We start from the raw sequence: 12,990 nt of genomic DNA, 5'->3' as shown, positions 1-12,990 counted from the left end.
AGTATTATTTCACCTGTTATCAGTAACAAAGGAGGTAAAGTGAAAAATCTGAAAAGCTGTCAGTGGCTTGCTCAGCACCTAAATAAGGTGCATGTTTTGGATGCAGGAATAGTAAAGCCGGGCGTAAACAAGCCTTATTCACCAACAGCTATTATTGCAGGGGCAAAGCGTTTTGATATCAGTGGCGCATTAACTAACCCAAAAGTCAGTTTGCCGAACACGATGTGTGATAGTGCACAGTTTCAGGCTGCTATGCGTCAACTGGGCATAAATCTGCATGACACTGTGGTTGTTTATGATGATATGAGCTTATTTAGTGCACCGCGTGCTTGGTGGATGCTTAAAAGCATGGGCTTTGAACAGGTTTATGTGCTTGATGGTGGTTTGTCGCATTGGCTAGCGCTTGGGTTACCAACAGCACCTAGTTATGCCATTACTACGCAAGTTGGTAATTTTGTCGCTAAAGCGCAACCCAATTACTTTATTGATAGCCAACAAGTACTGCAAAGCATTAACGATAAGTCGATATGTTTGTTAGATGCAAGGTCGGCTAAACGCTTTAGTGGCGAAGACCCTGAACCGCGATGTAATATGCGCAGCGGTCATATTCCAAATAGTAAAAACTTGCCATATCAGCAAATATTAAATGAGCAAGGATTAGTAAAATCAGTCGATGCACTGCAAGCTCTTTTTACAGAGTGTGGTATCACCAACCAAGCATTGCAATTTAGTTGCGGCTCCGGTGTAACTGCTTGTATTTTAGCTATGGCTGCTGATGAGTGTGGTTATGCACAGTTAAGCGTATACGATGGCTCTTGGAGCGAATGGGGGCAACCGAGTAACTTACCTGTTGAAATCGGTGCTAATTAAATGGGCAGTGGCGACAACCATTGCCACAGCAACGGCCACGCTTTAGGTGTGCCCAACGACTCATTACCAATAGGCCGTTTTCGATATCATAATCTAAACCCTCAACAACGCCAGAGTGTTTAAAAGGGCGAGCTAAAGCGCGTTGTTCAGCAATGGAGTGTGTGCTTAAGCTTTCGATATATCTGCGTATTTTTTTCACCAAACAGCTGCGGCAAAGGCAGCCATGAGTCTCAGATAAGGGTAAAATATTGGGCAGCGACATACACCAACAGTTTGTATTGGCTTCACAATTAAACGATTGGCCACAATTAGAACAAGGCATTACTTTACCGGCATGATGAATAACAACGAGAATAATAACACAGGCCATTATCAAGATTTAAAAACAATTGTACGCCTGGCTTCTGGCTATCAGCAGCTTTACAGAGAACTTACACGCTATCCCCAAACAACAGTTATTTATACGCTTAGTAGCACTGATGTGATTGCTGCGCTAGAGCAAGTACAGCTGGGGCGTGTTGATATTGAAGAGCTTGAATTGTGGGCCAGTTTACTGGAGATGCGTGGTGATATTGATCATAGTTGCGTTGAAGGGGTGTTGTATGCCCTCGCAAACCCAGAGCAAATGGGTGAAATAAGCCATGAAAAAGTGTCTCAGCTACTGACATTACTTAAAAAATAAGGAAAATAATATGCCTCTTACGCCTAAAGCGGTTCATCACGATTACCAAGATAGGTATTTTACATTGCATATTATGCATCCCAAATTTAGTGTGCTTGATTATGAGCTGGTGATGCGCAATCAAGTCAGACTTCGTGAGTTATTTGCCGGTCAAACCGATTGGCCTAAGCCAGATATGACAGTGGCAGATAATACGGTAGCGATGGAACACCATTTATATGAGTTCAATGAAAATCTTGCGTACGGATTTTGTGTGTTTGATAGTGAAGATAAAAACTGTATTGGCACGGTGTATATTGGTGCAAGCACAGTTGTTGGCTATGACTGTGAGCTGCATTACTGGTTAGATGAAGCGCTTATTGAGCTAGAGCCAGTTTTAGAGCAGGTCATGATGTTCTGGCTAAAGGATAAATGGGGATTTGAAAGCCCAGCGTTGGTTGGCCGTGAAATACCTTTGCCGCAGTGGGAAGTAATGAAAAAAGCGAGCTAAATTAGCTCGCTCAGCCTGTATATCTTACTTGTGGTAACTTAAACAGGCTTCAACCTCGTTTTTAGAGCCTAAGATCACTGGCACACGCTGGTGAATTTCTTGCGGGTCAATATCCAAAATACGCTCTTCACCCGTGTGAGCGATACCACCAGCCTGTTCAACTAACATGGCCATAGGGTTGGCTTCGTATAATAAACGTAGTTTAAATGGTTTGTTAGGATCTTTGCTATCGGCTGGATAAGTAAATAACCCACCTCGGCACAATACGCGATGCACATCACCAACCATGGCCGCTATCCAACGCATATTGAAGTTTTTACCACGAGGGCCTGCTTCGCCTGCGAGTAAATCGTTTACGTAGTTCTGCATTTGTGGTTGCCAATGGCGCTGGTTAGAGGCGTTTATTGCAAACTCTTTGGTATCTTCAGGAATTTTTGCAAAGTCTTCGGTGAGCATGAAGCTGCCATGGGTTTTATCCAACGTGAAAATACGAGTGCCTTTACCAATACTTAGTGCTAACGTAGTACACGGACCATAAAGCACATAACCTGCAGCAACTTGCTGGTGGCCTGGTTGCATGAAAATAGTTTGATCAGCAGGGTCTGAGTCTTTTGGTGCTTTCATGATTGAGAAGATAGTACCAACAAGCGAGTTTATATCGGTGTTTGATGAGCCATCTAGTGGGTCAAATGCGACGATATAGTCGGCATCAGGGTTACCTGCAACGGTAAAATCTTCTTCTTCTGATGCAATGGCTTTAACGTAACCAGACTCAAGTAAAATGTCTTTTAGTAGCTGATTAGACAGTACATCTAATTTTTTTTGCGTTTCACCTTGAATGTTTTCATCAAGCGTTGAACCGAGTACGCCAGATAAAGCGCCCTGACCAACACGGAATGAAATCTCTTTACAGGCCGCTAAAATAGTACGGATAAGAGAGAGCAACTCTCTTGAACAACCGTCTTCAATCATTACTGGAGGGAGTCTACGCATAGTTTTTTATCCTGATAACGTTGTGCTCATAGCTTTAATGATGTGAGAGGAAGCCATGAACCGCAATTAATTTCGTCTTAAAAGGCTGAACTTTGTATACAATTTTATATACTGGATTTAAATCAACCATTAAAACCACTAATAACAAGGTAAGATCATGCGAAAAATAGGCAAGCTATCTTTCATATTTTGTACTTTGCTAGGCGCTATGATAACTCAAGCAGTCGCAGCAATTAAGCCCATTGACGAGTTTACTGACAAGTTAAATCGTTTTCCGGGATATTACTCTTTTTATGCCGATACCAGCAGCGGCAAAATCTACCTAGATGTTGATAAACTTAAGCAGCCATTCTTGCTTCAGCATAGTTTACCTTACGGGGTAGGCTCTAACGATATAGGGTTAGATAGGGGCCAATTAGGTGGTACGTATCTAGTTCAGTTTGAGCGCTTTGGAGACAAAGTGATGTTACGTGCACTTAATAGTTATTACCGTGCAAGTTCTTCTAATCCTGCTGAACAACAAAGTGTTAATGAGGCATTTGCGTCTAGCATTTTACAAGGTTTTAGTGTTGTTGCCGAAGATATGGATAGTGTTTTAATAGACTACACACCTTATTTATTATCGGATGTACATGCTGTGAGCCGTACTTTAGCGCAGCGAGAGCAGGGCAGTTTTAGTTTAGATAAATCGCGTAGCGCGGTATTTATGGAGCGCAGTAAAGCGTTTGTACATAATACCGAACTTGAAGCTGTGCTTACATTTACAGGCTCAAAACCCGGTGAGTATGTACGTCAAGCCAGCGCTGACCCTTATGCCATTACCGTGCATCAACACCACTCATTAGTAAAACTGCCTGATGACAACTATCAACCCCGCAAGTTCCACCCTCAGTCGGGTTATTGGAGCATTGAGCATAAAGATTACTCAGCCCCTTTGGGGGAGTCGATGTTGGTACGTTATATCCCACGTCATCGTTTAGCCAAAAAAGACCCCGCAGCTGAAATTAGTGAACCAGTTGAACCTATTGTTTATTACCTCGACCCAGGAGTACCAGAGCCTGTTAAAACCGCTTTATTAGAAGGTGGCAAATGGTGGGATGATGCTTTTGCGGCAGCGGGCTATAAAAATGCTTTTCAGATTAAAATACTCCCTGAAAGTGCTGATCCGATGGATATTCGCTATAACGTGATCCAATGGGTGCATCGTGCAACGCGTGGTTGGTCATATGGTGCGTCAGTGATTGACCCTCGAACGGGTGAAATAATTAAAGGTCATGTGACTTTAGGATCGCTTCGAGTTCGTCAAGATATCTTAATCGCCGAAGCGTTAGCTGCACCATTTATAAAAGGTGATGAAGCCGTCACGCGTTTGCACGAGATGGCCTTGGACCGTATTCGTCAGCTAAGTGCTCATGAGATTGGTCATACATTGGGTATTGCACACAATTTTTCAGGTTCGATTAAAGACAGATCATCAGTAATGGATTATCCACACCCACTGGTTGCCTTTGATAACAATGGCAAATTAGATATTACTCAAGGTTACGCAAAAGGTATGGGACAGTGGGATACACAGGTCGTTAAATATGGCTATAGTGACTTTGGTAATAGCGATGAAGCCCAAGCATTAGCAGATATTTTGGATGAAAATCGCGCCCTTGGTTTAGAGTTTATTTCTGATAGTGACGCTAGAGCAAAAGGGGGCGCGCATCCAACGGCCCATTTATGGGATAACGGTGAAAACCCATCAGCAGAATTGCTTCGTGTGTTAGAAGTGCGCCAGCAAGCGCTTAATAGCTTTGGTATTAATAACATAAAAACAGGCGTGGCATTGTCACAGTTGGAAGAAAAACTTGTACCTTTGTATTTATTCCATCGTTATCAAGTGGAATCGGCGGTTAAGCTTATCGGTGGCGTGGATTATGACTATGAAGTACGTGGTGAGCAGACGATTAAGGGCGCTAAGATAGTCGACAAAGCGACTCAGTTACAAGCCTTAGAAGCAATGCTGCAAACACTAGATGCAACACAATTACGTATACCTGAAAGCGTATTAGCGCTTATTCCACCCAAAGCATATGGCGAGCAAAAAACCCGCGAAAGTATTTATGGTAGAACAGGGCTTGTGCTTGATGCAATGGCATTACCAGAGGTTGCAGTTAACCATAGTTTAGGTTTGCTTTTAAATGCGGAGCGTTTGAATCGCCTATCACAACAACATGCACGTAGCAGCCAATATTTAAGTTTAGCGCAAACCTTAAATGCGCTGTATGGCAAAGTATTTGATGCGCAAGCTAACAGCACGATGGCGCAAAAGCTAACTCAACGCGTGCAATATTTAACTGCGGCGCGTATGGCACAGTTAGCAAGTTCTGCTAAAACTGAGCCAGAAGTACAAGCATTACTGAGGTTCCAATTGCTGCGAGTGGCAAAGCAGTTTGATGAGCAATCACTCTTTAGTAGTGTGAGCGAAGAGACGGCTTATCGTCATGAGTTAGCAAGACAAATTAATGTGTTCTTGGAAAGTGGCGAATGGCCTAAAGGCTTTGAAGCACTTAAAATGCCACCGGGATCGCCGATTTAAATATTTAAGCCAATTGGTATAATACGCCAAGCATCGCTTGGCGTATTTGCTCTTTCTATCAAACCTACCTCTCAATCAACATTGTTAAAACAACTGTTTTGGATTATTTGTTGGATCATGTGTTGAGCTGGCGCTACTTTTTCTATTGCTAAAAACTCATCAGGCTGGTGCGCTTGCTCAATAGAACCTGGGCCCATTATGATGGTTTCGCAACCTAGCTGTTGTATAAAAGGTGCTTCGGTACAATAGTTTACTGCAACCGCTTTGCTTTTTGACACCTGCTCAGCCAGTTTTACTAAGGCGTTATCTGTGTTACTGCTAAAGGCAGGAATAGGCTCATGTAAGTCAATCACCTCCACGCTATTTGGAAATTGCCGATTAATGGGGGAGACTGCATCAAGTAATAACATTTGTAGCTCTTTTATGCTTAATCCTGGCAGTGGCCGTAAGTCAATATGTAGTTCGCAGCAACCACAAATGCGGTTTGCATTATCTCCACCATGAATATGGCCTAAGTTTAACGTAGGGTAGGGGATCACAAAATCTTCTATTGAATATTTATTCTTTAACTGTTCTTTCAGTTGTAATAAATTTGCAATCACGGTATGCATGATTTCTATGGCATTTACACCACGTTCAGGGTCTGAGCTATGACCAGAGCGCCCAGTGACTCTAATAGCACTACTCATATGGCCTTTGTGAGTATAAACGGGTGTCATGTCTGTGGGTTCGCCAATAATACATCGAGCTGGTTTTAAATCAGCATGCTTGGCAATTTGTTGAGCACCTGCCATGGTGGTTTCTTCATCGGCTGTGGCTAACAATAGTAGTGGTTGTGTTTGTGTAACTGCTTGTTCATCTAAAACTTTTATTGCATCGAGTACAAAAGCAAAAAAACCTTTCATATCAATAGAGCCTAAGCCATATAAACGGTTGTCATGTTGCTTTAATTGAAAAGGATCAAAATTCCAGCGGCTGTCGTCAAATGGCACTGTGTCAGTATGACCTGCGAGCATTAGTCCACCATGACCAATGCCTCGTTTGGCAAGCAAATTAAACTTTCCAGGAGCGGCTTCAAGCTCTGTGATTTCAACGCTAAAACCTAATGCTTCACACCAACTTGCCAGTAAATCAATCACAGGGCGGTTACTCATATTTAAAGTGCTGTCTAACGCACTCACCGATGGGTTGGCTATCAACTGTTGGTACATAGTTAAAAAAGTAGGGGTCGTCATAAAAAATCCAAAATATTTATTCAAAGTGTTTGCATAACAATTTAAAGGTGTTTACTATGAATATCAATTCACTTTTTTAGCATAAATATATTTAGGGGCTGGCATGCGACGATACTCATTCACCATTTAATTTCATTTTGACTAGAAAACGCAATACAAATTAGAGAGCTTAATTAAAAAATGATGAGTAAGACTAAAGAAGTAGCCATAGTTGGCGCCAGCGGATACAGCGGCGCAGAGCTTGCCAGCTTGATAGCCAAACACCCCAACTTCTCCCTGTCGGGTTGTTACGTGTCAGAGCAAAGCTTGGATAAAAACAAATTATTGAGCCAGTTATATCCTGAGCATGGAGTTTTGCTCGACACGCCTTTATTGCCCTTATCAAATAGCGCTTTTGCCGAGATAAATGCTCAAGCTGATTATGTCTGCTTGTGTACAGATCATGAAGTTAGTGTCACCCTAGCACCAAAATTTTTAGCAATGGGTAAGAGGGTATTCGATTTATCTGGTGGCTTTCGTTTAGCAACCAATGCGGATTACGAGCACTATTATGGTTTTAGTCACCCCTCTTTGCAGTGGCTGGAACAAGCAGAATACGGCCTAGCAGAATGGAATGCTAAAGCTATCAGCCAAGCTCAATTAGTTGCCGTAGCTGGATGCTACCCTACAGCAGCACTCAACGCATTAAAGCCACTTAAACAAGCCGGTTTATTGTCGCAGCAGCAAATCATTATCAATGCTGTTTCTGGTGTAACTGGCGCAGGCAGAAAAGCCAATATAAATACGCACTTTTGTGAAGTGTCGTTGTCACCTTATGGCTTGTTCAATCATCGTCATACGCCCGAAATTACACAATATTTAGATCATGATGTGTTGTTTACACCGCATTTAGGTAACTTTGCGCGTGGTATTTTAGAGACTATTTATGTACAGCTGAACCCAGAGGTTACTCATCAACAGGTTGCGCAAGCGTATCAAGTGCTGGCAGATGAACCACTTATTCGCCTCAAAGGTGATCAGTTACCTTCAATTAAAGGTGTTGTAGGGCAGCCATTTGTAGATATTGGCTGGCAGCAGCAAGGCTGCCAACTGATAGTGGTTGTTGCGATTGATAATTTGCTTAAAGGTGCTGCTGGTCAGGCATTGCAATGTATGAACCTTGCCCATGGGTTAGCGCCAGAGCTTGGTCTCAATGGAGTGTGGTCATGAAAACCTGGGTGATAAAAATAGGTGGGGCGGTTTTAGATACCGAATATGCTGCCAGTGCGTTATTTAAGGAACTGGCTAAAATCAGCATCAATAGCTCATCAAATCAGTTTGTATTGGTACATGGCGGCGGATCATTGGTTGATCGTTGGTTGTCTGATGCTGGATTTGCCACAGCAAAACATCAAGGCTTACGAATAAGCCCTAAAGAACAGATGCCCTATATCGCGGGTGCATTGGCCGGATGCGCAAACAAGCAATTAATGGCATATGCAATAAAAGCAAGTTTGCAGCCTGTCGGCTGCTGCTTGTATGAAGCGGGCTTGATGGCAAAGCAAAAGCTTAAAGCATTAGGACAAGTAGGTGAGTGTGTACCTCACAATAAGGGCATATTAACCGCATTGCTTGAGCTGGGCCACATGCCTTTAGTGAGCTCTGTCGGGTTAGGTGACGATGGTCAATTATATAATGTGAATGCTGATGAAGCGGCATCAGCTATTGCCAGTCAACTCAATGGCGAATTAATTTTTATGACGGATGTAGAAGCGGTGCTTGATGGCAATAAGCAACCACTTAATCAGTTAAATCAAGCACAAATAGAAGCATTGATAGAAGCAGGAGTCATAGTGGGCGGAATGGAGGTCAAAGTTAAGACCAGCCTTCGCGCAGCCCAACATTTACGACGTGGCGTGTATATCTCAAGTTGGCAAAAGCCACAAAATTTGAGCGCTTTAGTCGATGGCGCTCATGTTGGTACGCAGATTACTCCATAGGAATTAAATATGACTCAGCATTTTTTAACTGGCCTTGAACTCAAACAGGCACAAGTTTTACAACTCCTCACTTTGGCACAGAACATTAAAAATCAGCCAAAAGAATATGCACAAGCATTGGCCGGACAGTCAATAGTGACCTTGTACGAAAAACCGAGCTTACGGACACGTTTATCGTTTGATATTGGCATCAACAAGCTTGGTGGACATGCCGTTTACTTAGACCAACAAAATGGCGCGATGGGCAGCCGAGAATCAGTGCAAGACTTTGCACTAAATATATCTACTTGGGCTGATGGCATTGTTGCGCGAGTAAACAGCCATTGCACATTGACTACCATGGCCGAATACGCATCAGTGCCTGTCGTCAATAGTTTGTGTCACTTATATCATCCGTGCCAAGCATTGGCAGATTTTTTAACTTTGCAAGAAGTTCACGGTGATGTGAGCCAGTTAAAACTGGCTTATTTGGGAGAGGGTAATAACGTGACTCACTCTTTAATGTTGCTTGCAGCAACACTTGGGACTGATTTTGTTGCCGTATGTCCTAAGGGTCACTCGCCAGATGCGCAAATTGTAAAGCAAGCGGAACAAATAGCGGCCGCTAATGGTGCTTCGGTATTGATAAGCGATCGTGTTGAGGCTGCGGTAGGGGCTAATGCTCTCTATGCAGATACTTGGGTATCGATGGGTAATGATGTACCACTTGAACAGGTCAAACAAACCTTTATGCCATATCAAATTAATCAAGCTCTGCTGGAAAAAACAGGAGCTAGTACGGTGTTGCATTGCCAACCCGCACATCGTGAATATGAGATAACTTCACAGGTAATGGATGGCAAAAACGCGAAAATTATTCAACAAGCACAAAACCGCATGCATGCCCAGAATGCCTTGCTGGTTTCTCTGTTAAATCCAAATTACGTGTAAGGATGTAAAATAAATGAGTGAAATTAAAAAAATTGTATTGGCCTATTCTGGTGGTTTAGATACATCTGCAATTGTGCCTTGGCTAAAAGAGCATTATGGCTGTGAAGTAGTTGCTTTTGTAGCGGACGTGGGTCAAGGCGAAGAGGAGCTTGTTGGTGTTGAAGAAAAAGCCATTGCCTCAGGTGCGTCAGAGTGTCATGTTGTTGACTTAAAAGAGCAGATGGTAAGCGACTATATTTATCCCACTCTCAAAACCGGGGCTATTTATGAAGGCACTTATTTGCTTGGCACATCAATGGCACGACCAATTATTGCTAAAGCGCAGGTTGAAGTGGCACGAAAAGTGGGCGCAGATGCCCTTTCGCATGGTTGTACAGGCAAAGGTAATGACCAAGTGCGTTTTGAGGCATGCTTTGCTGCACTAGCTCCCGATCTTAAAGTAATAGCCCCTTGGCGAGAGTGGGACTTGTCGAGCCGTGAGTCGTTATTAGATTATTTAGCTGAGCGCAATATTCCTTGTTCAGCTTCAGCCACAAAAATTTATAGTCGCGACGCCAATGCTTGGCATATCTCTCATGAAGGCGGGGAGCTTGAAAACCCTTGGAATCCACCGAGTGAGCAAGTTTGGACAATGACAGTCGCGCCAGAGCAAGCACCAGATAAACCGGAGTTTGTGAGTGTGGTAGTAGAAAAAGGACAAGTCGTAGCTGTTAACGGCGAGCGTTATAGCCCATATCAATGCTTAGTACAACTTAATCAAATTGCTGCAGCACATGGCGTAGGGCGTGTTGATATTGTTGAAAACCGCTTGGTTGGTATGAAATCTCGCGGTTGCTACGAAACCCCCGGTGGTACGGTTATTATGGCGGCTTTGCAAGCGATTGACGAATTAGTACTTGATAAATCGAGTCGAAAGTGGAAAGAGACACTCGGTGGCGAATTTGCCCATTTGGTATATGACGGGCGTTGGTTTACACCACTTAAAGATTCAATTTTAGCCGGTGCAGAGGCGTTATCAGAATTGGCCACTGGCGAAGTAATATTAAAGCTCTACAAAGGCCAAGTAAGCGCGGTACAAAAGCAATCAGTCAACAGTTTATACAGCGAAGACTTTGCCACCTTTGGCGAAGATGATGTGTATGACCAATCTCATGCCGAAGGCTTTATTCGTTTATTTTCGCTGTCTAGTCGTATAGCAGCATTAAATAAAAACTCGTAATTTAACGCGTTAGGAGAAATATCATGGCGTTATGGGGCGGGCGTTTTTCATCAGGTCCAGATGCAGCATTTAAACAGTTTAATGATTCTTTGCCATTTGACTACCAATTGGCAGAGCAAGATATCGTCGGATCTATTGCTTGGGCGGGTGCTTTGGCGCAAGTCAAAGTGCTTAGCGAGCAAGAGCATCAAGACTTAGTGAGTGCTTTAAACGCGTTACTTGAGCAAGTTCAACAAGATTTAAGCGCGGTAGCCAGTGCTGGGTATGAGGATATTCACTCTTATGTTGAAGCAAAGCTGATAGAGCAAGTCGGAGATTTGGCTAAAAAACTACACACAGGGCGTAGTCGAAACGACCAAGTAGCCACCGACTTTAGATTGTGGAGCCGTCAAAGTGCAGAGCAATTGCTAGCGGCTTTAGGTGCACTTAAATCTGCTTTTGTTGAACTGGCAGAGCGTGAACTTGGCACTATTTTGCCAGGCTACACGCATTTACAGCGTGCGCAACCTGTGTTGTTCAGTCATTGGTGTATGGCCTATGTTGAAATGCTGGAGCGAGATGAATCGCGCTTGCATGATGCACTGATGCGCTTAAATGTGTGCCCACTTGGCAGTGGTGCTTTGGCAGGCACCGCATACCCTGTTGATAGAGAAACATTGGCGACGAATTTAGGGTTTAGCCACGCGTGTCGTAACAGCTTAGATGCGGTATCCGATAGAGATTTTGTGGTTGAATTACTCAGTTGTGCCAGCATTTCTATGATGCATTTATCTCGTTTTGCTGAAGACCTTATTTTTTACAACTCAGGTGAAGCCGGTTTTATCGAGTTGGCGGATAATGTTACATCAGGCTCGTCTTTAATGCCGCAAAAGAAAAACCCAGATGCATTAGAGCTTATTCGTGGTAAAACCGGTCGGGTCTTTGGGGCATTTAGTGCCATGATGATGACTTTAAAAGCATTGCCACTGGCGTATAACAAAGACATGCAAGAAGATAAAGAAGGGCTTTTTGATGCTATGCCAACATGGCTTGCGTGTATTCATATGGCACAAGCATGTATTGAAGGTATAAAGGTCAATGGTGAAAAAACCCGCAAGGCGGCAAAAGGAGGGCATGCCAATGCCACAGAACTTGCTGATTACTTGGTGGCTAAGGGTATTCCATTTAGAGAAGGGCATCATATTGTTGGTCAATTAGTACAAATCGCTATTGCACAAGGCAAAAGCCTTGAAGAATTAAGCTTGGAGACATTCCAAGAAGTGTGTGATGTGATTGATGAAGGGGTTTATCCCGTACTTGAACTTGACGCGGGCATTGCTGCACGTCAGGCATTAGGTGGAACATCAGTAACCCAAGTTGAAAGCGCAGTGCGAGTGGCGAAAAAAAAACAGCAGATCTTAGTCAGAGACGCAACACTTGATGATGTAGGCGCAATTGCAGAGCTCATTCAGCACTGGGCTAAAGTGGGCGAAAACTTGCCGCGTGCCAAAAGTGACATGATCCACTCCATTAACGAGTTTGCAGTTACTGTGGTGAATGGCAAGGTAACAGGCTGTGCCTCTTTATATATTTATGACACAGGACTTGCTGAGATCCGTTCATTAGGTGTTGACCCTCAAGCACCAGTTAAAGGCCAAGGTATGCAATTGGTTGAGCATTTATTAGTAAAAGCACGCAAATTGGCTCTCAATCGCATTATTGTGTTAACGCGCGTACCTGGCTTTTTCACTAAGCAAGGGTTCAGTTATTGCACCAAAGATACTTTGCCAGAAAAAGTAATGAAAGATTGCGAACTGTGTTTGCGAAAAGAAAACTGCGATGAAGTGGCAATGGAATTTATATTAAAGGCGGCAAAAAGTACGGTGATCCCGTGTCAATTTGTTGCCTAAACTCCCTGAAGACGACAAAAGGCGCTTGGCTGATCCCAAGCGCCTTTTTTATTTTTGTTATTTAACCTGTTTAATTGTTTATTTAACCCAGCTTCGATAGCGCCAATAAAAAGTGGTCT

Annotated in this window: 12 protein-coding genes; 9 read left to right on the top strand and 3 right to left on the bottom strand. The window is 43.3% G+C overall.

From position 1 onward, the window contains the following. Positions 1-39 precede the first annotated feature (39 nt). Positions 40-870: a sulfurtransferase gene (locus OCI93_RS06850; RefSeq protein WP_261626096.1), complete on the top strand. Its 831-nt coding sequence runs from the start codon at positions 40-42 to the stop codon at positions 868-870. Here OCI93_RS06850 and OCI93_RS06845 read toward each other — a convergent pair. Further along, on the bottom strand, positions 863-1,069 hold the full coding sequence (locus OCI93_RS06845) for a DUF5522 domain-containing protein (RefSeq protein WP_261593152.1): 207 nt from the start codon (positions 1,067-1,069) through the stop codon (positions 863-865). The genes OCI93_RS06850 and OCI93_RS06845 overlap by 8 nt on opposite strands. A 135-nt stretch (positions 1,070-1,204) precedes the next feature. Here OCI93_RS06845 and OCI93_RS06840 point away from each other — a divergent pair, with 135 nt between their 5' ends. Together OCI93_RS06840 and OCI93_RS06835 are read left to right on the top strand one after the other, a co-directional pair. Continuing rightward, on the top strand, positions 1,205-1,552 hold the full coding sequence (locus OCI93_RS06840) for a hypothetical protein (RefSeq protein WP_261626095.1): 348 nt from the start codon (positions 1,205-1,207) through the stop codon (positions 1,550-1,552). A 10-nt stretch (positions 1,553-1,562) separates the two neighbouring features. Continuing rightward, the gene (locus tag OCI93_RS06835; protein WP_261626094.1) at positions 1,563-2,042 is read left to right on the top strand and encodes a hypothetical protein; all 480 of its coding nucleotides are present in this window, start codon (positions 1,563-1,565) and stop codon (positions 2,040-2,042) included. Between the two features lie 24 nt (positions 2,043-2,066). On the opposite strand, the gene OCI93_RS06830 is transcribed toward OCI93_RS06835, so the two are convergent. Next, positions 2,067-3,035 carry a class 1 fructose-bisphosphatase gene (locus OCI93_RS06830; protein ID WP_261593148.1) on the bottom strand — a complete coding sequence of 323 codons (969 nt, stop codon included), beginning with the start codon at positions 3,033-3,035 and terminating at the stop codon, positions 2,067-2,069. Between the two features lie 157 nt (positions 3,036-3,192). On the opposite strand from OCI93_RS06830, the gene OCI93_RS06825 reads away from it, so the two are divergent. Further along, positions 3,193-5,619, top strand: a complete 2,427-nt coding sequence (locus OCI93_RS06825; RefSeq protein ID WP_261626093.1) for a zinc-dependent metalloprotease — start codon at positions 3,193-3,195, stop codon at positions 5,617-5,619. 71 nt (positions 5,620-5,690) lie between these two features. Here OCI93_RS06825 and argE read toward each other — a convergent pair whose 3' ends face one another. Beyond that, positions 5,691-6,854, bottom strand: coding sequence for an acetylornithine deacetylase (gene argE, locus OCI93_RS06820; RefSeq protein ID WP_261626092.1), 1,164 nt, complete (start codon positions 6,852-6,854; stop codon positions 5,691-5,693). A 183-nt stretch (positions 6,855-7,037) separates the two neighbouring features. Here argE and argC point away from each other — a divergent pair, with 183 nt between their 5' ends. Genes argC through argH form a run of 5 tightly spaced genes read left to right on the top strand, consistent with a single transcriptional unit; the run spans position 7,038 to position 12,871 of the window. Next, positions 7,038-8,063 (top strand): N-acetyl-gamma-glutamyl-phosphate reductase, encoded by a 1,026-nt coding sequence (gene argC / locus OCI93_RS06815; protein ID WP_261626165.1) that lies wholly within the window; start codon positions 7,038-7,040, stop codon positions 8,061-8,063. Further along, positions 8,054-8,833, top strand: a complete 780-nt coding sequence (argB, locus tag OCI93_RS06810; RefSeq protein WP_261626164.1) for an acetylglutamate kinase — start codon at positions 8,054-8,056, stop codon at positions 8,831-8,833. Before argC ends, argB begins: the two co-directional genes overlap by 10 nt. Before the next feature lie 9 nt (positions 8,834-8,842). Next, positions 8,843-9,763, top strand: a complete 921-nt coding sequence (locus OCI93_RS06805; protein ID WP_261593144.1) for an ornithine carbamoyltransferase — start codon at positions 8,843-8,845, stop codon at positions 9,761-9,763. A gap of 13 nt (positions 9,764-9,776) precedes the next feature. Continuing rightward, complete coding sequence (locus tag OCI93_RS06800; RefSeq protein WP_261593143.1) at positions 9,777-10,982, top strand: argininosuccinate synthase; 1,206 nt, start codon at positions 9,777-9,779, stop codon at positions 10,980-10,982. 23 nt (positions 10,983-11,005) lie between these two features. Continuing rightward, complete coding sequence (gene argH, locus OCI93_RS06795; protein WP_261593142.1) at positions 11,006-12,871, top strand: argininosuccinate lyase; 1,866 nt, start codon at positions 11,006-11,008, stop codon at positions 12,869-12,871. Positions 12,872-12,990 lie beyond the last annotated feature (119 nt).

Origin of the sequence: Pseudoalteromonas holothuriae (genome assembly GCF_945859825.1) — a bacterium.
Classification (GTDB): domain Bacteria; phylum Pseudomonadota; class Gammaproteobacteria; order Enterobacterales; family Alteromonadaceae; genus Pseudoalteromonas; species Pseudoalteromonas holothuriae.
Note: the sequence above shows the minus strand (reverse complement) of the source record. Positions and strands in the feature narration are given on the sequence as shown.